The following is a 22,544-nucleotide window of genomic DNA, read 5'->3' as shown; positions in this document are numbered from 1 at the left end:
GTTTACTGTAGTTCTGCTACATTTTATCTGGGCTGCAGTATTTCCCAAAAAACAAAATATAACGACACGGAGATAAAGATGATGAAATCCTTACTGGCCGCCGGCCTGCTGGGCGGTTGCGCCCTCGCGCCTGCGCATGCCGCATTCAATCCCGCCGACACCTCGGTGCAGATGTTCCGCTGGAAGTGGAACGACATCGCCAAGGAGTGCACCAACTGGCTCGGGCCGCAGGGTTTTGGCGCGGTGCAGGTGTCGCCGCCGCAGGCCTCGGCCAGCCTGGGGGCATGGTGGGACGTGTATCAGCCGGTGAACTTCGCTACGCTGAAGAGCAATATGGGCACCGAAGCCGAGTTCCAGACGATGATTAACACCTGCCATACCGCCAAGGTGCGCGTGTATGCGGATGTGGTGGTCAACCATCTGGCAGCCGGTTCCGGCACCGCCACCGATGGCTCGACATGGAACTCGACGACGCTGGCCTATCCCTTCTTCAGCGCCAGCGATTTCCATCCCGCCTGCGACATCGCCGGCGGCGACTACGGCTCGCCGGGCAATCGCTACAACGTGATGTTCTGTCGCCTGAGCGGCCTGCCGGACCTGAAGACCGACGGCGCCTACGTGCAAGGCCAGGTCAAGACCTACCTGAGAAAATTGATCAACATGGGCGTGGACGGCGTGCGCTTCGACGCCGCCAAGCATATGCAGCCGGGCGATCTGCAGGCGATCATGAGCGGCGTCACGCACACCACCAAGGCCGGCGAGGCGCTGTGGATCACGCAGGAAGTTATCCCCGACAGTAACGTGGTGCGCTCCGATTACTACAGCGTCGGCACGCTGAACGAATTCCAGTACACCTTCGCCATCAAGGCCATGTTCCGCAACGAGAACGGCGCCAGTCTGTCGCAGGTGCGCGCCATCATGGGCACGCCGGGCAACTGGGGCGGCACCTGGGGCTTTGTGCCGAGCGAGAAGGCGACCGTCTTCGTCAATAACTGGGACACGGAGCGCAACGGCAGCTCGCTGGTGGCCAGCAACTACGTCTCGGGCGCCACCAACGACACGCAAGGCACCAAGCGCTACGACCTGGCCAACATCTTCATGCTGGCGTGGCCTTACGGCTCGGCGCAACTGCATTCGGGCTTCCGCTTCACCAGTTTCGACCAGGCCCCGCCGAGCGCCAGCCCGTTCGATGCCAGCGGTAATCCGCTGATTAACCAGCAGTGGGACTTCATCCATCGCTGGAGCGACATCTCGAACATGGTCGCCTTCCGCGCGGCGACATCGGGGCAGGGCGTGGACTACTTCACCAACGGCACCGCCAACCAGATCGCGTTCGGACGCGGCGCCAAGGGCTTCGTGGCGATCAACAATGAGTACGCGGCCTGGAACGCTTCGCTGCAAACGCTGCTGCCTGCCGGGACTTACTGCAACGTGGTGCACGGACTGTTGAACGCGGCCGGCACGGCCTGCACCGGCGACAGCGTCACCGTCGGCAGCAATGGCGTCATCAGCGTGAGCATACCGGCCAATGGCGGCGCGACCGTGCCTGCGGTGGCGCTGCACATCAACCAGAAGATCGGTGGCGGTGGCGGCGGTACGTGCACCACGGTGCCCGTGACCTTCCGCGTGGCGAACGCGAATACGGTGGTGGGGCAGAACGTCTACGTGGTGGGCAACCGCGCGGAATTGGGCAACTGGGTGCAGGGCGCCAGCGATCAGCTGAACATCGAAGGCAGCGGCGCCAACGTGCCGTGGTCGCGCACCTTCCAGCTGCCGCCGTCGACGGCGATCCAGTACAAGTTCATGAAGTACGGCGTGAGCACCGTGTGGGAGAGTAACCAGTCCACCGCCAGCGGCAATCGCGAAGCGACCACGCCGGCTTGCGGCGGATCGGTCACACTCGACGCGGGCAGCTTCAAGTTTTAATGCACGCTGGCTGGAACAGCCTTTTCCTGCTGGACGAGGATGAAGGGGCTGACGACGACTGCCCACAGTTCGGCGTTGGTCTCCAGCCATTTCGCCGCCTGCTCGTCGCTGACTTTGGCGAGCAGGCCGGCGTTCATCCACTGGCCGATGTTGGCCTTGTCGTCGTGCGAGATGCGCACGGCCACATCGACCAGGTCCAGCGAATCGGCGATCCACACCACGTTGCCGGCGGCGAAATGCTTGAGCAGTTCGGTCCATGGCAGGCGCGCGGTTTCGCGATTCACTTTGAGACGCAGGTCGGTGTCGTTTTCAGGTTTGGTTTGCATGATTCAGATAATTTCGATGATCGGTTCCGGGCTACCCCGCCATGTTAACCGATAGACCGCGCCTTTGCGAACATTGCCCACCAGCGCGGGCCGGAAGCAGGCCAGGTTGATGCCGCCCGCCAGCCGCACGCTCGGGTAGATGATGCCCAGCGAGCCGCCTTCCAGCAGGCGTTCGGCCAGGATCTGCGATTCGATGTAGCTGTCCGGCGCCAGGCAGCCCAGGTAGCGCGCCTGGCCGCGCAGGTCGTGGAACTGGGCCGTGAAGTCGGCCAGCATGGTCTGGTACTGAACGCTGTCGTCGAAGCGGTTGATCTCGGCGTATTCGACGGTTTTGTGGAAGGTGATTTCGGCCAGCGCCGTCTCGGCGTCGAAGGCGCAGTACCACGCGCCGCGGTCGCCGCCGTTGAAGCGGCTGCCTTCAGGGCGGGCGTAGGTATAGGCGGCGTTCACGATGCGGAAGTTCGGCACGCCGAACACCAGTTCATCCATCGTGATGCCGGGGGCGCCGCCGTTCTGCGCCTGCAGGCGCGCGTTGGTGGCGTTATCCAGTTCGAACAGGTCGCGCAGATCCTGGTCGTTGTCGGCCAGCGGGGCCAGTACCGAGTCTTCCATGTCGGCGAAGCGCGATGGCAGCAGGCGGCAGGTGTCGAACTGGCGCAGCGGGGTGAGGGGCGGAATCAGGCTGACCGGCACTTACAGTCCTCCGCGGCGTGCGTCCAGCAATTGGCGGACGGTTTGCATGGCGGGCAGGCCGCCGGCGGCGATGTAGGTCAGCGGTGTGCGGCCGCCGAAGATGATGTTGGTGTTGGCGAGCCCCATCCATTCGTCGGCGAGCTTGTCGCCGTAGAGGATGTGCAGTGCCTTGTAGATGCCCAGCAGGTAGGAGATGCGGGTGATGCAGTCCACCTCCAGTGTGCGTTCAGGGTTCTTTTTCCATTCGTAGTAAGCGCTGCTGGAGATGCCGCCCAACAGTTCGCGGGCGTCGTCGTCGCGCAGTTTCCAGGCGGCGGCCAGCTTGAAAAAGCCTTTCAGGGCCGCCTTGGAGAGCCGCTCGCGCTCGGCCTTGGCGTTCAGGTCGACCAGTACGGTTGGTTCGAAGCGGCTACGTGGGTAGGCGTAGGTCAGATTCATAAATCCTCCGTTGATGGAGTAGTTATACTCCTTTTCAGGATGGGTAGCAACCGAGGATCAACTGGATTAATATCGTCTTGTCTATAAAACAGGGGAGATCGGCTATGAAATGGGCAAAATTGGCAGTGGCGGGCGTATTGGCGGTGATGGCGGCGACTGCGGGCGCGGCGCCGGCATTCACGGGCGTGCAGGAGCAGGTGGCCAATGTCGAGCGGGCATTCGCGGCGACCATGAAGGCGCGCGATCATGCGGCTTTCGTGGCGTTCTTGTCGGATGAGGCCGTGTTCAGCGGCGGCACGCAACCCTTGCGCGGCAAGAAGGCCGTGGCGGACGAGTGGAAGAAGTTCTTCGCCAAGCCGGATGCGCCGTTCACCTGGGAACCTGACGAGGTCGAAGTGCTGGCCTCAGGCACGCTGGCCAAGACCTCGGGTCCGGTGCACGGCCCGGACGGCAAGCTGATCGCGCGATTCAGTTCGGTCTGGCGGCTGGAGGCGCCGAACACCTGGCGCATCGTGTTCGATGGTGGCGTCGAGGTGTGCGGGAATAAATGAGCGCGCGCCTATTCCTTTAGCGGATCGGGCTTGGGCATCAGGATCAACATGGAGCGCACCTTTTTACCGTTGCCTGTGGCGTCGTTAGCGCTTTTTACGACGATTTGCTCGGTTCTGGCGTCGTAGGTAATTTGTGCGCCTGTCGCCTCGCCGGTGACGCTGCCGTTTTCGATGATTCTGACTTTTGCGTTGTCGTCAATCGTGAGGAGGTCGTCTTTCTCGCGGTACGCGATACTTTTGCCTTCGCCGCTCACCCATTTGTCATTCGCAGAATCCTGCTTTTGCTTGAACCTGGCGACGTTGTCTTTCAGCGAAGTGACGGTGTAGAGGTAGTCCCCCTCGGGCGACTGGGCCGCCGTCAGATAATCCGATGAAATGAGCAGACTGCCTTTCGATGCCTGGACATGGTCGTTGAATTTGCTGACTCCCTTTACGGTGTCGTAGTGCATCTCACCGTCATAGGAAATGACGGTTTTCTGGAACCTGTCGGCTCGCTCCGCCGAGGCGAGCATAGGAAGTGAAAGCGCCAGTGCCGCAAGCAGAAGTCTCATCAAGGCTCCTCTCAAAAGATAGCGCGCACATTAGCAGACTACTTCCGCTCAATGTGCGTTTATCCCTGGCTAACGAGGGTGCACTGGTTTGCAGTACTAAAAGTCCTGTGCCGCGCGACTTTATGCCGGCTCGGCGTGCTCCACCATCAGCTGAACCTTGGTGACGCCGTTGTATTCGTTGGCGTCGAGGCGGAAGGCGACCTTGGCGCGTTCGCCCAGCGAGTCGACGTGGCCGAACCAGATGGCGTCATAACGCGCGCCGTTCTTTTCCAGCAGCAGCTTGAGGTGGCGCTCCTTCAAAATGCGCTGGCTCACCACGCGGAACTCGTCGCAGAACACCGGCGGCGCAAAGCCCTGGCCCCACACCTGGCCATCCATCAAATCGATGAAGGCGGTGGTGTAGTAGGCGTCTTCCAGCGGGCCGTCGGTTTCGATCACGCGTTCCAGCTGCTGCTTGCTCAGCCATGCGCGGCCCACTTCCTCGAAGGCCGCGGCGAAGGCATCGAAGGCGTCGGCGCGCAGCGTCAGGCCGGCGGCCATGGCGTGGCCGCCGAATTTGTCGATCAGCGACGGCGCCTTCTTGTACACCAGGTCCAGCGCATCGCGCAGGTGGAAGCCGGGGATGGAGCGCCCGGATCCTTTGATCCAGCCGTCGGCTCCCGGTGCGAAGGTGATGGTCGGACGGAAGAACTTCTCCTTCAGGCGCGAGGCGACGATGCCGATCACGCCCTGGTGCCACGATTCGTCGAACACGCAGATGGTGCTGCTGTTGGCCGGTTCGAACGCGTCCAGGTGCAGCAAGGCCGCATCCTGCATCTCGGCTTCGATCTCGCGGCGCTTCAGGTTGATCTCGTTGAGCTGCTGCGCCAGCTGCCATGCGCGGCCTTCGTCGTCGGTGATCAGGCATTCGATCCCCAGCGACATGTCCTCCAGCCGCCCGGCCGCGTTCAGGCGCGGGCCCAGCGCGAAACCGAGGTCGAAGGGATTGGCGTTGCGCGGCTCGCGGCCCGCCACGCGGAACAGCGCCGCCACGCCGGCGTGCATGCGGCCGGCGCGCATGCGCTTCAGGCCCTGCGCCACCAAAATACGGTTGTTCGGATCGAGCCGCACCACGTCGGCCACGGTGCCCAGCGCCACCAGGTCGAGCAGGTTGTCCAGCTTGGGCTGGGTCTGGGCGTCGAACACGCCGCGCTTGCGCAGCTCCGCGCGCAGGGCCAGCAGCACGTAGAACACCACGCCGACGCCGGCGATATGCTTGCTCGGGAAGCCGCATTCCGGCTGGTTCGGGTTGACGATCACGCGCGCGGCCGGCAGCGTATCGGCCGGCAAGTGGTGGTCGGTGACGACCACTTCGATGCCGCGCCGGTTGGCCTCGGCTACGCCGTCGATGCTGGCGATGCCGTTGTCGACGGTGATGATGATGTCCGGCTGCTTCTCGCGCGCCGTCAGTTCGACGATCTCCGGCGTCAGGCCGTAGCCGTACTCGAAGCGGTTCGGCACGATGAAGTCGATGTTGGCGCCCATGGCCCGCAGGCCGCGCAGCGCGACCGCGCAGGCGGTGGCGCCGTCGCAGTCGTAGTCGGCCACGATCACCATGCGCTTGGCGGCGGCGATGGAGTCGGCCAGGAACACGGCGGCGGCGTCGATGTGCAGCAGGCCCGAAGGCGGGATCATCGACGCCAGCTCGCTCGACAGCTCTTTCACGTCGGTCAGGCCGCGCGATGCGTACAGGCGCGCCAGCACGGGGTGGATGCCGCCCTGGCGCAGCATTTCGGATTCACGGAACGGGCAGGGACGGATGGCGATACGGGTCATGTCAGGCTTGCTTCATCAAGAGGTTCAGGTTTGGCTTGCGCCAGAATTTGCGCAGCGCCAGTTTGCTGGTGCTGACGGTGCTCCAGCCGTTGCGGTGGCTGAGCACCAGCGTGACGCGGCCGATGCGCCCGTCCTGCAAGGCCGCCAGCAGCGGCGCCAGCCACTCCTGCTCGATGCGCTGCATGCGCGCGATCCAGTCGGCCCAGTCGCCGGTCTGCGCCGACGGGATCAGCTCCGCCAGCATCGCCGTGCCCGGCGCGGCGATCAGCTGCGCGGCGGTCGGCTGGCGCAGCGCGGGCGCGGCCAGCGCTTCCATCCACGCCGGGCCGCCGTCGATCGCCAGCGGCTGCGGGGAGACGGCCAGCGGGCCGGCGCCGCCCCACATCCAGAACGCGTTCACCGGCTGCAGGCCGCGCGCCTGGCGCGCCTCGTTGACCGGATGTTCGTGCCACTGCATCTGGATTTCATTTTGCAGCTTGCGGTAGGCGCGGGCGTGTTCGCCTTCCGGCATCCAGTCGCTGAGGTTCTGCGTGGTGGCGGCGTCGGGCGAGGCGGTGGCCAGGCCGGACCAGTCGTCGGCCCGCGCAAACCACAGGCCCGGCGCCCCGTGCAGCAGCGTCTTGCCCTGTTCCTCGAAGCAGGGGCGGGCCAGCTCGTACAGCGCGCGCGATTCCGCCTCGTTCAGGTGCAGCGCGCGCGGGTCGGACAGCAGCAGGTGGGTGCGCGACAGCTGGATATGCGCCGGCTGGACGATGAACCAATGGCCTTGCCGGGCTTCCGCCTGCAAGCCGCAGCCCTGCATGACGGCGGTGGACAGCGGCGCGGCGGTGTCCGGCCGGTCGGGCGCGGACGCCAGCCCGAGCGCGTGGGCCAGCCAGGCTTCGTGCGGCAACACCCGGCTGTCGTTGTCATATTTGTTGTATTCGAAGCGAGTGTAGCGGGACAACAACGCCGCCAGCGACGGGGTCTTCAGTGCGCGCAACAGGTCGGTCGCCATCTCCGGCGGAGGCAGAGCGTAAGGCAGTGCAAGGGTAATTTCGGTCATGGCGAGATTGTAGGGCATAGCGGCCAACGGCGGGATATTGCTGTACAGAACGTAAAAATGACCAAAAGAATCATTCAAGTAAAAAATATTAATTGTTTCAAGTTAAATTTAGCTATAATTGCGACAACTAACATGTATTGACAGCATCACTTCGACCCGGTGATGCCAGTTGTTCAGCATTTTCCTGCCGCCTTTGACCCCACCCCCGTCAGCAGCCGCGCCGGTCAGCAATCCACTCCGAAAACGATTTTTTGAAGGCCAATAAAAATGATTAAGTTCAAATGCAGCGGTGTGACGGTAGAGGTGTCGAAATGAGTGATATCACCATCAATACCAGCGTCCATGTTTGCGAAGATACCAACACCACCTTTGATATACGCGATGTGCTGTCCGCTGCAGGCCTGACTACGGCCGCTGTCTTAAACATCACCAAGATGACCGTGAAGCTGCCGGACGGCACCACGGCGTTTGGCGACACGGCGCTGTTCGGCAAGGTGGATGGCGACACGATCTACGTCCATCCGGGCGCCTGGAAGCCCAATTACAACGGCCAGTTCGCGACGATTGAATTCGTCACGCAGGACGGCACTTCCGGCACCCGCATTTCGATCAACCTGCAGGTGGTGGTCGACCCCGTCAACGACGCGCCGACCGGCGCCGACAAGGTGTTCGCGCTGACCAACGGCGCGGCCGTCACGCTGGCGCAGGGCGACTTCGGTTTCGTCGACGCGGTCGAGCATGACGCCTTCCAGTCCGTCATCATCACCTCGCTGCCCAACGCGGGCAAGCTGATGCTCAATGGCGTCGCCGTGGCCGTCAACGCCGAGATCTCGGCCGCCGACATCGCTGCCGGCCACCTGACCTTCGTGCCTGGCCAGACGGCTGCCGGCAGCTTCGACGTCGGCTTCAAGGTGCGCGACAACGGCGGCCTGGTGGGCTGCGGCGCGGCCGACACCAGCGTCACGCCGAACTACCTGACCTTCAAGGTGCCGATGTCGCACCTGGGCGATTTCGTCTGGGAAGACATGAACGGCAACGGTGTGCAGGACGCGGGCGAAGCCGGCCTGGCCAACGTCACCGTACAGCTGAAGGATGTGGACGGCCACGTCGTCAAGACCACCACCACCGACGCCAGCGGCAAATACCACTTCGACGTCGATCCGGGCACTTACTCGGTTTCCGTGCAAGCTCCGGCCGGCTATTCGGCCACCGTCAAAGGCCAGGGCGGCGACGCCGTCGACAGCGACATCGATGCCAGCGGCAACACCGCCGCCATCACGCTGACTCCGGGCGAGACCAACAACAAGGCCGATGCCGGCCTGGTGCGCCTGGCCTCGCTGGGCGACACCGTCTGGTACGACACCAACCGCGACGGCGTGCAGAACAACGGCGAAGCCGGCGTGGCCGGCGTCAAGGTCACGCTGCTGGACGCGGCCGGTCATCCGACCGGCGCCACCGTCACCACCGACGCCAGCGGCCACTACCAGTTCAACGGCCTGCAGCCAGGCAGCTACAGCGTGCAGTTCGACAAGACCACCTTGCCGGCCAACTACCTGTTCACCGCGCAGAACCAGGGCGGCGATGTCACCAAGGATTCCGACGCCGACGCCTCCACCGGCCAGACCGCGCAAGTGACGCTGGCTTCGGGCGACAACTACCAGCATCTGGATGCGGGCATCGTCATCAAGCAAGCCACCGTGGGCGACCGCGTGTGGGAAGACACCAACGGCAACGGCCTGCAGGACAGCGGCGAGCTGGGCCTGGACGGCGTCAAGGTCGACCTGAAGGACGCCAGCGGCCACGTGGTCAGCACCGTCACCACCCATGACGGCGGCCAGTACAGCTTCACCGTCGATCCTGGCACTTACTCGGTGTCCGTCACCGCACCGTCCGGCTTCGTGGCCACCGGCCAGGGCGCCGGCGGCAATGCCGTCGACAGCGACATCGATGCCAGCGGCAGCACCGCCGCCATCACGCTGACCCCGGGCCAGAATAACGCCGATGTCGACGCCGGCTTCTACCGTCCGGCCACGCTGGGCGACAAGGTCTGGTACGACACCAACCGCGATGGCGTGCAGGACGCGGGCGAAGCCGGCGTGGCCGGCGTCAAGGTCGTGCTGCTGGACGCCAGCGGCAACCCGACCGGCGCCACCGCCACCACCGACGCCAGCGGCAACTACAGCTTCAACAACCTGAAGCCCGGCACTTACAGCGTGCAGTTCGACAAGGCCAGCTTGCCGGCCAACTACGTGTTCACCACCGCCGGCCAGGGTGGCAACGGCGCCACCGATTCGGACGCCAACGTCAACACCGGCAAGACCGGCCAGGTCACGCTGAACTCGGGCGACCACGGCCAGGACCTGGACGCCGGCATCGTCGTGGTGCAAGCCACGCTGGGCGACCGCGTGTGGGAAGACAAGAACGGCAACGGCGTGCAGGACGCGGGCGAGCAGGGCGTGGACGGCGTGGTCGTCTCGCTCAAGGCGGCCGACGGCCACGTGGTCAGCACCGTCACCACCCACGACGGCGGCCAGTACGGCTTCACCGTCGACCCAGGCACGTACAGCGTGTCGGTGGCGCCGCCTGCGGGCTTCGTCTTCACCGGCGCGGGCAAGGGCGGCAATGGCGCACTGGACAGCGATGTCGGCGCCGACGGCAACAGCGCCGCCATCACGCTGGTCTCCGGCCAGAACAATGCGGACGTCGACGCCGGCGTGTACCGCCCGGCCTCGCTGAGCGAAGTGGTGTGGATCGACGCCAACCGCGACGGTCGCCTGAACAACGGCGAAGTCGGCGCAGCGGGCGTCAAGGTCACGCTGCTCGACAGCAGCGGCAACCCGGTTGCCGGCGCCGTCGCCACCACCGACGCCAACGGCCACTACCAGTTCGACGGCCTGGCGCCTGGCAGCTACAGCGTGCAGTTCGATAAATCCAGCCTGCCAGCGGGCTACGACTTCACCACCGCCGCACAAGGCGGCCCCGGCGGCGCCGGTTCCGACGCCGACACCGGCACCGGCAAGACCGCGCAAGTCACGCTGGCCTCGGGCGACAACCTGACGCTGCGCGCCGGCCTGGTGGTGCAGCAAGCCACGCTGGGCGACCGCGTGTGGGAAGACAGCAACGCCAACGGCGTGCAGGATGCGGGCGAAGCCGGCATCGACGGCGTCAAGGTCGATCTGAAGGACAGCCTGGGCAACGTGGTCAACAGCACCGTCACCCATAACGGCGGCCAGTACAGCTTCACCGTCGACCCGGGCACGTACTCGATCGCCGTCACCGCGCCGGCCGGCTACGCCTCCACCGGCCAGGGCCAGGGCGGCAATACCGCCACCGACAGCGATATCGACGCCACCGGCGCCAGCGCCAACGTCACGCTGACGGCCGGCCAGACCAACAACAGCGTCGACGCCGGCCTGGTCAAGCTGGCCGAACTGGGCGATACCGTCTGGGTCGACAGCAACCGCAACGGCGTGCAGGACGCCAATGAAGCCGGCCGCGCCGGCGTCAAGGTCACGCTGCTCGACGCCACCGGCGCCGCCGTAGCGACCGCGACCACCGACAACGGCGGCCACTACCTGTTCAACAACCTCAAGCCTGGCGTCTACAGCGTCCAGTTCGACAAGGCCACCATCGGCGACGGCTACGAGTTCACCACCGCCCACGCCGGCGGCAACGGCGCGGTCGATTCCGACGCCGGCGCCAACGGCCTGACCCAGCAAGTCACGCTGGGCTCGGGCGCCGTCAACCACGACCTCGACGCAGGCATCGTGGTGACGCAAGCCACCGTGGGCGACCGCGTGTGGGAAGACAAGAACGGCAACGGCGTGCAGGATGCGGGCGAAGCCGGCATCGTCGGCGTCAAGGTCGATCTGAAGGATGAGCAGGGCAACGTCGTCAAGACCACCACCACCGGCACCGACGGCAAGTACAGCTTCACCGTCGATCCGGGCAAGTACTCGATCTCGGTGACGGCGCCTGCGGGCTACACGGCCACCGGCCAGCACGCGGGCAGCGACGCCGCCGCCGACAGCGACACCGGCGCCAACGGCCAGAGCGATCAGTTCACGCTGACCGGCGGCCAGACCAACAACGATGTCGACGCCGGTTTCTACAAGGGCGCGACGCTGGGCGACCGCGTCTGGCTCGACAGCAACCGCAACGGCGTGCAGGACGCGGGCGAAGCCGGCGTGGCCGGCGTCAAGGTGATCTTGCTGGACGCCAGCGGCAATCCGGCCGGCGCCACCGCGACCACTGATGCCAGCGGCAACTACAGCTTCACCAACCTGAAGCCGGGCACCTACAGCGTGCAGTTCGACACCGCCTCGCTGCCGGCCAACTACGTGCTGACCAACGCCGGCCAGGGCGGCAACAACGCGCTCGATTCCGACGCCAACGCCAGCACCGGCAAGACCCAGCAAGTCACGCTGAATTCGGGCGACAACCACCATGACCTGGATGCAGGCATCGTGGCGCTGCCAGCCACCATCGGCGACCGCGTCTGGCTCGACGCCAACGGCAACGGCGTGCAGGATGCGGGCGAGCAGGGCGTGGACGGCGTGGTCGTCACACTGAAGGACACCGGCGGCCACGTGGTCAACTCGGTCACCACGCATGACGGCGGCCAGTACAGCTTCACCGTCGATCCCGGCACCTACACCGTGTCGGTGGCGCCGCCTGCGGGCTACGTCTTCACCGGCGCCGGCAAGGGCGGCAACGGCGCGCTCGACAGCGATGTCGGCAGCGACGGCAGCGTCAGCGTCAACGTCGGCGCGGGCGAAGTCAACCAGAACATCGACGCCGGCGTCTACCGTCCGGCCTCGCTGAGCGAAGTGGTGTGGATCGACGCCAACCGCGACGGCCGCCTGAACAACGGCGAAGTCGGCGCAGCGGGCGTCAAGGTCACGCTGCTCGACGCCAACGGCAATCCGGTCGCCGGCGCTTCCGCCGTCACCGACGCCAACGGCCACTACCAGTTCAACGGCCTGGCGCCTGGCGTCTACAGCGTGCAGTTCGACAAGAGCACGCTGCCGGCCGGCTACAACTTCACCTCGGCCACGCAAGGCGGCCCTGGCAGCGGCGGTTCCGACGCCGACACCGGCACCGGCAAGACCGGACAGGTCACGCTGGCCTCCGGCGACAACCTGACCCTGCGCGCCGGCCTGACCGTGCAGCAAGCCACGCTGGGCGACCGCGTGTGGGAAGACAAGAACGGCAACGGCGTGCAGGACAGCGGCGAAACCGGCATCGACGGCGTCAAGGTCGATCTGAAGGACAGCCTGGGCAACGTGGTCAACAGCACCGTCACCCATGACGGCGGCCAGTACAGCTTCACCGTCGATCCTGGCACCTACTCGATCGCCGTCACGGCCCCTGCGGGCTACGGCATCACCGCGCAAAACCAGGGCGGCAACGCGGCCACCGACAGCGACATCAACGCCGCAGGCAAGAGCGGCAACGTCACGCTGACGGCCGGCCAGAGCAACACCACCGTGGACGCGGGCCTGTTCAAGTTCGCCGAACTGGGCGACACCGTCTGGAACGACGCCAACCGCAACGGCGTGCAGGATGCCAATGAAACCGGCCGTGCCGGCGTCAAGGTCACGCTGCTCGATTCCACCGGCGCCGCCGTGGCCACCACCACCACCGACGTCGACGGCCACTACCTGTTCAACAACCTGAAACCAGGCATGTACAGCGTGCAGTTCGACAAGGCCTCGCTGGGCAACGGCTATGTGTTCACCAGCGCCCACACCGGCAGCAACGGCGCGGTCGACTCCGACGCCAATGTCAGCACCGGTGTGACCCAGCAAGTCACGCTGACCTCGGGCGCGTCCAACCACGACCTGGATGCAGGCGTCTCGGCGCTGCAAGCCACCATCGGCGACCGCGTGTGGGAAGACAAGAACGGCAACGGCGTGCAGGATGCGGGCGAAGCGGGCATCGTCGGCGTCAAGGTCGATCTGAAGGATGAGCAGGGCAACGTCGTCAAGACCACCACCACCGGCGCCGACGGCAAGTACAGCTTCACCGTCGACGCCGGCAAGTACGCGATCTCGGTCACGGCGCCGACCGGCATGACGGCCACCGGCCAGCACGTCGGCAGCAACGGCGCGGTTGACAGCGATGTCAACGCTTCCGGCCAGGGCGACCTGATCACCGTGGCGCCAGGCCAGACCAACAACGATGTCGACGCCGGCTTCTACAAGGGCGCGACGCTGGGCGACAAGGTCTGGTACGACACCAACAAGAACGGCCTGCAAGACACCGGCGAAACCGGCGTGGCCGGCGTCAAGGTGATCCTGCTGGACCAGGCGGGCAATCCGACCGGCACCACCGCGACCACCGACGCCAACGGCAACTACAGCTTCACCAACCTGAAACCGGGCACCTACAGCGTACAGTTCGACAAGACCTCGCTGCCGGCCAACTACCTGTTCACCGCGGCCGACCAGGGCACGAACGACGCCAAGGATTCCGACGCCAACGTCACCACCGGCAAGACCGCGCAAGTGGTGCTGACCTCGGGTTCCGTCAACAGCGACCTGGACGCCGGCCTGGTGGCCGTTCCAGCCAAGCTGGGCGACACCGTGTGGGAAGACAAGAACGGCAACGGCGTGCAGGACAGCGGCGAAGCCGGCATCTGCGGCGTCACCGTGCAGCTGAAGGACGCCACCGGCAAGATCGTGGCGACCACCACCACCGACACCGCCGGCCACTACACCTTCACCGCCGATCCGGGCAGCTACACCGTGTCCGTCACCGCGCCATCCGGCTACGCCTTCACCGGCAAGGACGTGGGCAGCGACGACGCCAGGGACAGCGACTTCTCCAGCACTGGCGTCAGCAATGTCGTCAAGCTGGCCGCAGGCGAAGTCAACAACACCGTCGACGCCGGCCTGTACAAGACCGCCTCGATCGGCGACCGCGTCTGGCTGGACACCAACAAGAACGGCATCCAGGACAGCGGCGAATGCGGCGTGTCCGACGTCAAGGTGATCCTGATCGACGCCGACGGCAACCAGGTGGGCAAGGCAGTCACCACCGATTGCGACGGCAACTACATGTTCACCGGCCTCAAGCCTGGCACCTACACCGTGCAGTTCGACAAAGCGTCGCTGCCGGACGGCATGGTCTTCACCAAGGCCGGCCAGGGCAGCAATGGCGCCGTCGATTCGGACGTGGACGCCAACGGCCTGTCGCACACCGTCACCGTCACCTCGGGCCAGGTCGACAAGAGTATCGACGCCGGCCTGCTGGCCGCCGCCACCATCGGCGACAAGGTCTGGATCGACAAGAACGGCAACGGCCTGCAGGATGATGGCAGCGACAGCGGCAAGTCCGGCGTCACCGTCAACCTGCGCGACGCCGACGGCAACATCGTCAAGACCACCACCACCGACAGCAACGGCAACTACAAGTTCTCGGTGGCTGCCGGCACCTACTCGGTGGACATCAAGGCGCCGACCGGCTACCTGATCACCACCAAGGACGTGGGCAGCGACGGCAACGTCGACAGCGACGCGGACGCCAGCGGCAACCTGGGCTCGATCACCGTCACCGCCGGCCAGAACGCCACCAATATGGACGCCGGCCTGTATCAGAAAGGCTCGATCGGCGACAAGGTCTGGTACGACACCAACGGCGACGGCATCCAGCAATCGAGCGAAGCCGGCGCGCGCAACGTCGTGGTCTCGCTGCTGAATGAAAAAGGCGTGGTCATCGCGACCGACACCACCGACGCCAACGGCCTGTACTCGTTCACCGACGTCGGCCCGGGCAAGTACTCGGTCAAGTTCGACGCTCCGGACGGCTATGTCTTCACCAAGCAGGACCAGGGCAGCAACGACGCCGCCGACTCCGACGCTGGCAGCAACGGCGCGACCGCGCAGTTTTCGCTGGCTTCTGGCGTGCGCGACGCCACCCGCGATGCGGGCCTAGTCAAGGCCGCCAGCATTGGCGACACCGTGTGGGAAGACGCCAACTACAATGGCGTCAAGGACAGCGGCGAGAAGGGCGTCGATGGCGTCACCGTCAAGCTGTACGATGCGACCGGCACGCTCAAGGCCAGCACCGTCACCCATGACGGCGGCCAGTACCTGTTCAACGGTCTGCAGGCCGGTTCGTACAAGGTGGAAGTGACCAACAACAGCGGCTGGTACTTCACCAAGACCGGCATGGGCACTGACGCCAACGATTCGGACATCACCAACGTCAGCGGCAGCACCGGCCGCACCGATGCGATCACGCTGGCGACCGGCCAGAACATCACCACCGAGGACGCCGGCATCTACCGCAAGGCCAGCATCGGCGACAAGGTGTGGCGCGATGCCAACCACAACGGCATCCAGGACAGCGGCGAGGAAGGCATCGGCGGCATCAGCGTCGGCCTGTTCGACGCCGCCACCAACAAGCAGATCGGCAACACGATCAAGACCGATGCGAACGGCAACTACAAGTTCTCCGACCTGACGCCTGGCGACTACTACCTGGTATTCGACAAGACCAACGTCAGCGTGTACTTCTCGTCGGACCACTCGACCTACAACATGAGCAATTGGAAGTGGGGCGTGAAGAACACCGGCAGCAACGATGCGATCGATTCGGACGTGGTGGGCGACGCCAAGGCGCTGACCAACGTGACCCATACCGACACCATCTCGCTGGGTTCGGGCAAGAACGACATGACCTGGGATGCCACCATCACCCCGATCGCGATCGACCTGAACGGCGACGGCATCCACACCATCGCCCGCGAAGCGATGACCGGCAGCTTCGACCTGCTGGGCAGCGGCAAGGCGATCCAGTCCGGCTGGCTGTCGGCCAGCGACGGCTTCCTGGCCATCGACAGCAACGGCAACGGCAAGATCGACAGCATCAACGAGCTGTTCGGCGGCGCCAGCAAGGGTTCGGGCTTCGCCAAGCTGGAAACCTATGACAGCAACCACGACGGCGTGGTCGATGCCAAGGATGCGCAGTTCTCCAGCCTGCTGATCTGGCAGGACAAGAACAGCGACGGCAAGACCGACGCTGGCGAGTTGATGTCGCTGAAGGATGCCGGCGTGGTCAGCCTGAAAGTGGCTTACACCGAGCTGCCATTCGTCGACGCCAACAACAACCTGCATCTGGAACGCAGCAGCGTGGTCATGAGTAACGGCAAGTCGGCCGACATGACCGACGTGTACTTCGATGTTGCCAGGGAAGACGCGGCGGCAGCCGGCGTGGTCGCACCGACCATCGCCGACCTGATCGGCGCAGAGCCGGCGGCAACGCTGGTGGGCCAGTGCCCTGTATCGCACGTCTAAGACTTTTAAAACAATTTTTAAAACAACTTTTAAAAAAGAGAATTCATCATGACCATCAAATTCAACACCGCCATCAAAGCCGCCGCCGTCGCCGCAGCACTGCTGTTCTCCACCGCCAGCCACGCCGCCCTGGGGGAAGTATCGAACGTCGACTATTACAACTGGGATGCCAAGATCTACAGCCACGGCGTGAGCACCAGCCTGACCACCTGGTCGCTGACCGGCGTCAACGCGCTGGCCTTCTGCATCGAGCCTGATGTCAACGCCAATAAGGCCGCCAGCTATGGCGTCAACGGCAGCTACATTGTCTCCGACTATGTCAAGGCGCTGTACGAAACGTCGTACCGCGATGTGCTGAGCGCCGGTGGCGTCTACAACGCCACCAACGCCGCCGCCTTCCAGCTGGCGCTGTGGGAAGCGCTGGACGACCACGATTTCAACAATCAAGCCAGCAAGATGTACCTGCCGAACGTGGTGAGCGGCGACCCCGATTCCGACCCTGTCACCGCCGCCGCTTACGTGATGATGGACAAGACCGTCGCTTTCGTGAACAACCACGGCATCGCCAGCACTTACACCTACACCGCCTACAGCGCCGCCGATTCGCAGGGCATGCTGACCGTGTCCGCCGTTCCTGAAGCCGATGCCTGGGCCATGATGGTCGTCGGCCTGGGTCTGGTCGGCCTGGTTGCTCGCCGCAAGTCGGAAAAAAGCGAAAAGTTCGCGTAATTCTCGTTTGAGTTAATGCTTTAACGCCTTCTTAAGCGAATCGGCCGCGCCGGCGCAGTGTTCACTGCCCGGCGCGGCTTTTTTATGGGGGCAGGGTGCGGTGTTTCACCCATGAAATCCTATTTGTATGGCACACTTCGGGCTCACCAATGTTGAATTCCTTCGGAGCCCATGAGCCTTATCCAGAACCTGCCCTTTGAATGGCTGGTCGGCCTGCGTTACACGCGGGCCGGCAAGCGCAGCGGGCGCAATAGTTTTATATCGTTTATCTCGCTGATTTCCATGGCCGGCATCGGCCTGGGCGTGGCGGCCTTGATCGTCGTGCTGTCGGTGATGAACGGTTTCCAGAAGGAAGTGACGGACCGCATGCTGTCGGTGCTGGCTCACGTCGAAGTGTTCGACGCCCGTGGCTCCATGCCCGACTGGCACGCCGCCGCCGCCGAAGCGCGCAAGAATCCCGAAGTGATCGGCGCCGCGCCGTTCGCCGAAACCCAGGGCATGCTGGTGCGCGACGACGTGCTGCGTCCGGCCATCATCCGTGGCGTGCTGCCGGAGCAGGAACCCAGCGTCTCCGATGTCGCCAAGCAAACCCGCCGCGGCAGCTTCAATGCGCTGCAGCCGGGCAGCTACAACATCGTGCTGGGCATCGAGCTGGCGCGCGCGCTGCGCGTCAACCTCGGCGAGAAGGTGACGCTGGCGCTGGCCCAGGGCCAGCCGACGCCGGCCGGCGTGCTGCCGCGCCTGCGCTCGTTCACCGTGGTCGGCATCTTCGAGGCGGGCCACAACGAGTTCGACTCGGCGCTGGCCTTCGTCCACCTGACCGACGCTGAAAAACTGCTGCGCATGGACGCGCCGGCCGGCCTGCGCCTGCGCCTGTCCGACATGCACCGCGCGCCGCAAGTGGCGCAAGACTTGAAGAATTCGATGTCGGGCGACCTTATCATGCGCGACTGGTCCAAGCTCAACGCCAACTGGTTCGCCGCCGTGCAGACCGAAAAGCGCATGATGTTCATCATCCTGACCTTGATCATCGCGGTGGCCGCCTTCAACCTGGTGTCGACGCTGGTGATGACCGTGACCGACAAGCAGGCCGACATCGCCATCCTGCGCACGCTGGGCGCCTCGCCGCGTTCGGTCATGAAGATCTTCATGATCCAGGGCGCGCTGGTCGGCATCCTCGGCACCGCGCTGGGCGTGGCCGGCGGCGTGCTGGTGGCGCTCAACATCGACGTCATCGTGCCGTTTATCGAACATTTATTGGGAGTGCAGTTCTTGTCGAAGGATATCTACTACATCAGCAGCGTGCCGTCCGACCTGCGCTGGCCGGACGTGTTCAAGATCGGCGGCGTGGCCGTGGTGCTGGCCTTCGTGGCGACGCTGTACCCAAGCTGGTGGGCCGCCCGCGTGAAACCTGCGGAGGCGCTGCGCTATGAGTAATCTGGAACCTGTGGTCCTGTCCTGCCGAGGCCTCGGCAAAACCTTCACCCAAGGCGCCTACTCGGTGCAGGTGTTGAACGGCATCGACATCGATGTGCGGCGCGGCGAGCGCGTGGCCATCGTCGGCGCTTCCGGCTCCGGCAAATCGACGCTGCTGCACCTGCTGGGCGGCCTCGATACGCCGACCCGTGGCAGCGTCACGCTGCAAGGCAAGGACTTCGCCAGCCTGAGCGAAACCGCGCGCGGCGATCTGCGCAACGCGGCGCTGGGCTTTGTCTACCAGTTCCACCATCTGCTGCCGGAATTCAGCGCGCTCGACAACGTGGCGATGCCGCTGATGATACGCCGCGTCAAGCGCGCCGACGCCAGCAGCGCGGCGCAACAGCTGCTGGCCCGCGTCAACCTGGCCAAGCGCGTCACGCACGTGCCGGGCGAGCTGTCCGGCGGCGAGCGGCAGCGCGTGGCGCTGGCGCGCGCGCTGGTCACGCAGCCGGCCTGCGTGCTGGCCGACGAACCGACCGGCAACCTCGATCACGCCACCGCGCAGCAGATCTTCGAACTGATGCTGGAGCTGTCGCGCACCCTGGGCACGGCCTTCGTCATCGTCACCCACGATATCGAACTGGCGCGCCGCTGCGACCGCGTGCTGCGCCTGACCGACGAAGGCTTGCAGCCCTACGTCGACTGACATCATGTGGATCGACACCCACTGCCACCTCGATGCCCACGAATTCGGCGGCGAGTCCGCCGCGCAGGCGGCGCTGGCGCGGGAGCAGGGCGTGTCGATGATCGTGATCCCGGCGGTGGAGACGGCCAACTTCCCGGTGGTGGCGCAACTGGCCTCCAGCGTGGACAACGGCTGCTACGCGCTGGGCATCCATCCGATCTACGTGCCGCACGCCGAGGAGGACGACTTGCGCGTGCTGCGCGAGCAGGTCGCCGCCGCCATGGCCGACCGCCGCTTCGTCGCGCTGGGAGAGATCGGCCTGGATTTTTTCATCCCCATGCTGACCGAGCCGGCCATGCGCGAGAAGCAGATTTTCTTCTTCCGCGAACAGCTCAGGATCGCCCGCGATTTCGAGCTGCCGGTGCTGATGCACGTGCGCCGCTCGCAGGACGTGGTGCTCAAGCACGTGCGCCAGATCCGGCCTGCGGGCGGCATCGCGCATGCGTTCAACGGCAGCTTCCAGCAGGCGCAGGGCTACATCGAGCTGGGTTTCAAGCTGGGCTTCGGCGGCGCCATGACCTTTACGCGCGCGCTGCAAATCCGCCGGCTGGCGGCCGAGCTGCCGCTGGAATCCATCGTGCTGGAAACGGACGCGCCGGATATCGCTCCGAGCTGGGTCCATCCCGGCCGTAACAGCCCCGATCAAATACCCCGCATCGGCGCCGTGCTGGCGGAGTTGCGCGGCATGAGCGTGGAGGAGGTCGCGTTTGCGACCACGGCGAATGCCAAACAAATACTAACCCGCATGTAAAGACATTTATGACGATGAGATTGATCCGCTGGTTGACGGTCGTGGCGTCGATCGCCATGTTGAGTGGGTGTGCTTACCCGAGCTTTAATCGCGACTCTTACGATATCAGGATACGCACCGTGACGCTGGACCAGCGTTTCCCGCTGCTCAAGGCATATCAGGAGTGCGTCGTCGATTGCCCGGGTTGCTCCAGCACGTGCCAGGCATCCGGTCCAGCCGACTATACCTTCGCCCACTTCGATGTGACGTCAAGCGACCGCACGCCTATCCTCACTTCGTACATCGGGGAGCCAGACCGCAGCTTTACAGGCGTCGCCAAGCTGATTCCTTCGTACAGTTTCAAGCCGGGCGTGCGGGTGCTGGATAGCGTTGCCTTCGATAGTTACTCATCCGACTATCACCAGGAGGTCGTCTTTTATCGGAATGCCGGCGCCGAGAACGGTCACGGGGTGATGGTTCACTTGCCGCGTGAGCGTTGCCCGGTTCTTAAAGAGGTGACGCGTTCGCGGCGCATGGCCGAGCTGTGGCAGCAGGTCAAGTTCGTCGTCGTCGTCGAATCCAGGGCCACCCTCTTCGTTGAGATGAATGCGCCAACGGCGCAGTGCCCTGGCTTGCGGGTGCAGGACGTGCTGCCGAATGTCGCCGGAATTCCTGCGGATCTCACGGCGCAGGTCTATCGCGTCTACGCCGTGGATTTCGCCAAAGTCGCCGATAACTGGACCTATGCCGATCTGGTCGCCGCGCCGCCTTGCAGCGCTGCGTCCGCAGGGCAGCATTCATTGTCATGCCCCGGCTCGGCGGACAAGGTGACGACCCAACTGGATCCCATTCCAGATATTTCAATGAAATCTCAAGCGCAGCAGTTCGAGTGCCGGGTTCACACCTCGTCCACCGATTGGCATATTTACAGCGGGATGGCGGCTACCTCGAATGGCCAGGTCTCATATTCGCGGCGTTGCAAACCGGTGAAGCAATAAGCTGACATCGCCGGGGCTCCAGGCGGGCTCAAGCACAAAAAATCGGAGGATGTGTTGTGTCATCTCAAAGTTTGTTGATTTATCATGTCTTTGTGACATTTGGATAGAGTGTGCAATGGGGGCGCAGTGCACAATTGTCAATTTTCCCCCTCCACTTCTCACGATCCCACGATGAAATCTCAAGCTGGCATTGCCGCCGCCCTCCTGTTTGTCCCCGTCCTGTGCCTTGCCGATGCGAGCGAAGTCTCCGAGCGCCAGATCGACGTTCCCAAGTGTGCCAAGCCGGCCGCCAAGGTCGTGTTCACCGAATTCAAGTGCAAATCGGCCGATTGCTCGTCCGGCGCCGGCCAGCAGGATCCGCGCCAGTACCGCTGGTGGGAGCGCCAGGGCAATGTGTCGCAGCCAAGCTACACCGGCGTCGGCACCGGCATGACCGAAATGCTGGCCACCGCGCTGACCCAGACCGGCTGCTTCGACGTGCAGGAACGCGCCGAGATGGAAGAGATCAACAAGGAACTGGCCCTGATCGGCAAGAAGGTCGAAGCCGAAGCGGCCGACTACATGATTACCGGATCGATCACCTCGCTGGGCTTCGAGCAAAGCTCCACCGGCCTGGGTGGCCTGGGCTTCCTCAAAGGCCCGCTGGGCTTGCTGGCCGGCTCGGTCGACTTCAAGAAATCCAAGGTGCACATGAACATGGACATCCGCGTGGTGGACGTCAAGCGCGCCAAGATCATCGCCTCCAAAACCTTCCAGGCGAATAACGAGAAGAACGGTTTCGGTGTATCGGCGCTGGGCTGGGGCGGCGGCGTGGGCCTGGGCGGCAGCCACGCCAGCATCAGCGGCTCGCCGCTGGAAGAAGTGGCGCGCGACCTGCTGGTCAAGTCGACGTCCTTCCTGACCGAGACCATCGCGGCGAAGAACATCACCGATCACGTCGCCGTCAAAGCCACCGACGTTTCGGTGAAATAACCACGGATCGGCATTTGTGACACTATTGGCATAATAGCTTTATTGACATGAAATATCGTCAATGATATCGTTCTTGCACCACTACCCGTGGTAATCGTTTGAACTTTAACTATCTGAAAAGGTTCTAATAATGAAAAAGCAAAATGAGACAAAGCTGTTCGCCTTCAAACTGGCTGAGAAAAAAGCTGTAGCCAAAGCCGATCCACAATGGAAAGCCCGCGAAGGCGTGGCGCTGGCCGGCTGCACCGGCCCTGACGCCCGTGCCGGCCGTAACGGCGGCCGTGACAACGGCATCTGGTGCTAA

At 64.3% G+C, this 22,544-nt stretch carries 16 protein-coding genes; 10 read left to right on the top strand and 6 right to left on the bottom strand.

The features are described 5' to 3' along the window. The first annotated feature begins 78 nt into the window (after nt 1–78). Nucleotides 79–1,926 carry a carbohydrate-binding module family 20 domain-containing protein gene (locus tag GEV02_RS26495; protein WP_152840902.1) on the top strand — a complete coding sequence of 616 codons (1,848 nt, stop codon included), beginning with the start codon at nt 79–81 and terminating at the stop codon, nt 1,924–1,926. Here GEV02_RS26495 and GEV02_RS26490 read toward each other — a convergent pair. Genes GEV02_RS26490 through GEV02_RS26480 form a run of 3 tightly spaced genes read right to left on the bottom strand, consistent with a single transcriptional unit; the run spans nt 1,923 to nt 3,383 of the window. Beyond that, nucleotides 1,923–2,252: a DUF2288 domain-containing protein gene (locus GEV02_RS26490; RefSeq protein ID WP_008447965.1), complete on the bottom strand. Its 330-nt coding sequence runs from the start codon at nt 2,250–2,252 to the stop codon at nt 1,923–1,925. The genes GEV02_RS26495 and GEV02_RS26490 overlap by 4 nt on opposite strands. Before the next feature lie 3 nt (nt 2,253–2,255). Next, nucleotides 2,256–2,945, bottom strand: a complete 690-nt coding sequence (locus GEV02_RS26485; protein ID WP_328595922.1) for an RES family NAD+ phosphorylase — start codon at nt 2,943–2,945, stop codon at nt 2,256–2,258. Further along, on the bottom strand, nt 2,946–3,383 hold the full coding sequence (locus GEV02_RS26480; RefSeq protein ID WP_070359631.1) for an antitoxin Xre/MbcA/ParS toxin-binding domain-containing protein: 438 nt from the start codon (nt 3,381–3,383) through the stop codon (nt 2,946–2,948). It lies immediately after the preceding gene. Nucleotides 3,384–3,487: 104 nt separating this feature from the next. On the opposite strand from GEV02_RS26480, the gene GEV02_RS26475 reads away from it, so the two are divergent. Further along, a complete protein-coding gene (locus GEV02_RS26475) occupies nt 3,488–3,934 on the top strand; it encodes a YybH family protein (RefSeq protein ID WP_152840901.1) in 447 nt (148 codons plus the stop codon). Nucleotides 3,935–3,942: 8 nt separating this feature from the next. On the opposite strand, the gene GEV02_RS26470 is transcribed toward GEV02_RS26475, so the two are convergent. The 3 genes from GEV02_RS26470 to GEV02_RS26460 all read right to left on the bottom strand — a co-directional run bounded on the left by GEV02_RS26470 (nt 3,943) and on the right by GEV02_RS26460 (nt 7,345). Continuing rightward, complete coding sequence (locus GEV02_RS26470; RefSeq protein ID WP_152840900.1) at nt 3,943–4,485, bottom strand: LptA/OstA family protein; 543 nt, start codon at nt 4,483–4,485, stop codon at nt 3,943–3,945. Nucleotides 4,486–4,605: 120 nt separating this feature from the next. Then, the gene (gene recJ, locus GEV02_RS26465) at nt 4,606–6,300 is read right to left on the bottom strand and encodes a single-stranded-DNA-specific exonuclease RecJ (RefSeq protein ID WP_152840899.1); all 1,695 of its coding nucleotides are present in this window, start codon (nt 6,298–6,300) and stop codon (nt 4,606–4,608) included. A gap of 1 nt (nt 6,301) precedes the next feature. Next, the gene (locus tag GEV02_RS26460; RefSeq protein ID WP_235922961.1) at nt 6,302–7,345 is read right to left on the bottom strand and encodes a hypothetical protein; all 1,044 of its coding nucleotides are present in this window, start codon (nt 7,343–7,345) and stop codon (nt 6,302–6,304) included. 311 nt (nt 7,346–7,656) lie between these two features. Here GEV02_RS26460 and GEV02_RS26455 point away from each other — a divergent pair, with 311 nt between their 5' ends. From GEV02_RS26455 to GEV02_RS33040, 8 genes are all read left to right on the top strand, one after another. Next, on the top strand, nt 7,657–16,647 hold the full coding sequence (locus GEV02_RS26455; RefSeq protein WP_174999354.1) for an SdrD B-like domain-containing protein: 8,991 nt from the start codon (nt 7,657–7,659) through the stop codon (nt 16,645–16,647). A gap of 48 nt (nt 16,648–16,695) precedes the next feature. After that, entirely contained in the window at nt 16,696–17,376 is a 681-nt protein-coding gene (locus GEV02_RS33480) for a PEP-CTERM sorting domain-containing protein (RefSeq protein ID WP_152840896.1), read from the top strand. A 171-nt stretch (nt 17,377–17,547) separates the two neighbouring features. Continuing rightward, a complete protein-coding gene (locus tag GEV02_RS26445) occupies nt 17,548–18,813 on the top strand; it encodes a lipoprotein-releasing ABC transporter permease subunit (protein ID WP_152840895.1) in 1,266 nt (421 codons plus the stop codon). Further along, nucleotides 18,806–19,501 (top strand): lipoprotein-releasing ABC transporter ATP-binding protein LolD, encoded by a 696-nt coding sequence (lolD, locus tag GEV02_RS26440; protein WP_152840894.1) that lies wholly within the window; start codon nt 18,806–18,808, stop codon nt 19,499–19,501. The genes GEV02_RS26445 and lolD overlap by 8 nt, the downstream gene beginning before the upstream one ends. A 4-nt stretch (nt 19,502–19,505) precedes the next feature. Further along, nucleotides 19,506–20,291: a TatD family hydrolase gene (locus GEV02_RS26435; RefSeq protein ID WP_152840893.1), complete on the top strand. Its 786-nt coding sequence runs from the start codon at nt 19,506–19,508 to the stop codon at nt 20,289–20,291. A gap of 8 nt (nt 20,292–20,299) precedes the next feature. After that, entirely contained in the window at nt 20,300–21,268 is a 969-nt protein-coding gene (locus GEV02_RS26430; protein ID WP_152840892.1) for a hypothetical protein, read from the top strand. Nucleotides 21,269–21,439: 171 nt separating this feature from the next. Then, the gene (locus tag GEV02_RS26425) at nt 21,440–22,240 is read left to right on the top strand and encodes a CsgG/HfaB family protein (protein ID WP_152840891.1); all 801 of its coding nucleotides are present in this window, start codon (nt 21,440–21,442) and stop codon (nt 22,238–22,240) included. A 130-nt stretch (nt 22,241–22,370) separates the two neighbouring features. Further along, complete coding sequence (locus GEV02_RS33040; protein WP_174999353.1) at nt 22,371–22,544, top strand: hypothetical protein; 174 nt, start codon at nt 22,371–22,373, stop codon at nt 22,542–22,544.

It is taken from the genome of Rugamonas aquatica, assembly GCF_009380215.1.
GTDB classification, from domain to species: Bacteria; Pseudomonadota; Gammaproteobacteria; order Burkholderiales; family Burkholderiaceae_D; genus Rugamonas; species Rugamonas aquatica_B.
The sequence above is the reverse complement of the archived record's forward strand: the minus strand, read 5'-3'. Positions and strand labels throughout refer to the sequence as shown.

Bases quoted from the DNA above. Each gene is read 5' to 3' on its own strand.
- GEV02_RS26495 (WP_152840902.1), top strand. From the start codon at position 79: ATGATGAAATCCTTACTGGCCGCCGGCCTGCTGGGCGGTTGCGCCCTC.
- GEV02_RS26490 (WP_008447965.1), bottom strand. From the start codon at position 2,252: ATGCAAACCAAACCTGAAAACGACACCGACCTGCGTCTCAAAGTGAAT.
- GEV02_RS26480 (WP_070359631.1), bottom strand. From the start codon at position 3,383: ATGAATCTGACCTACGCCTACCCACGTAGCCGCTTCGAACCAACCGTA.
- GEV02_RS26475 (WP_152840901.1), top strand. From the start codon at position 3,488: ATGAAATGGGCAAAATTGGCAGTGGCGGGCGTATTGGCGGTGATGGCG.
- GEV02_RS26470 (WP_152840900.1), bottom strand. From the start codon at position 4,485: ATGAGACTTCTGCTTGCGGCACTGGCGCTTTCACTTCCTATGCTCGCC.
- recJ (WP_152840899.1), bottom strand. From the start codon at position 6,300: ATGACCCGTATCGCCATCCGTCCCTGCCCGTTCCGTGAATCCGAAATG.
- GEV02_RS26460 (WP_235922961.1), bottom strand. From the start codon at position 7,345: ATGACCGAAATTACCCTTGCACTGCCTTACGCTCTGCCTCCGCCGGAG.
- GEV02_RS26455 (WP_174999354.1), top strand. From the start codon at position 7,657: ATGAGTGATATCACCATCAATACCAGCGTCCATGTTTGCGAAGATACC.
- GEV02_RS33480 (WP_152840896.1), top strand. From the start codon at position 16,696: ATGACCATCAAATTCAACACCGCCATCAAAGCCGCCGCCGTCGCCGCA.
- GEV02_RS26445 (WP_152840895.1), top strand. From the start codon at position 17,548: ATGAGCCTTATCCAGAACCTGCCCTTTGAATGGCTGGTCGGCCTGCGT.
- lolD (WP_152840894.1), top strand. From the start codon at position 18,806: ATGAGTAATCTGGAACCTGTGGTCCTGTCCTGCCGAGGCCTCGGCAAA.
- GEV02_RS26435 (WP_152840893.1), top strand. From the start codon at position 19,506: ATGTGGATCGACACCCACTGCCACCTCGATGCCCACGAATTCGGCGGC.
- GEV02_RS26430 (WP_152840892.1), top strand. From the start codon at position 20,300: ATGACGATGAGATTGATCCGCTGGTTGACGGTCGTGGCGTCGATCGCC.
- GEV02_RS26425 (WP_152840891.1), top strand. From the start codon at position 21,440: ATGAAATCTCAAGCTGGCATTGCCGCCGCCCTCCTGTTTGTCCCCGTC.
- GEV02_RS33040 (WP_174999353.1), top strand. From the start codon at position 22,371: ATGAAAAAGCAAAATGAGACAAAGCTGTTCGCCTTCAAACTGGCTGAG.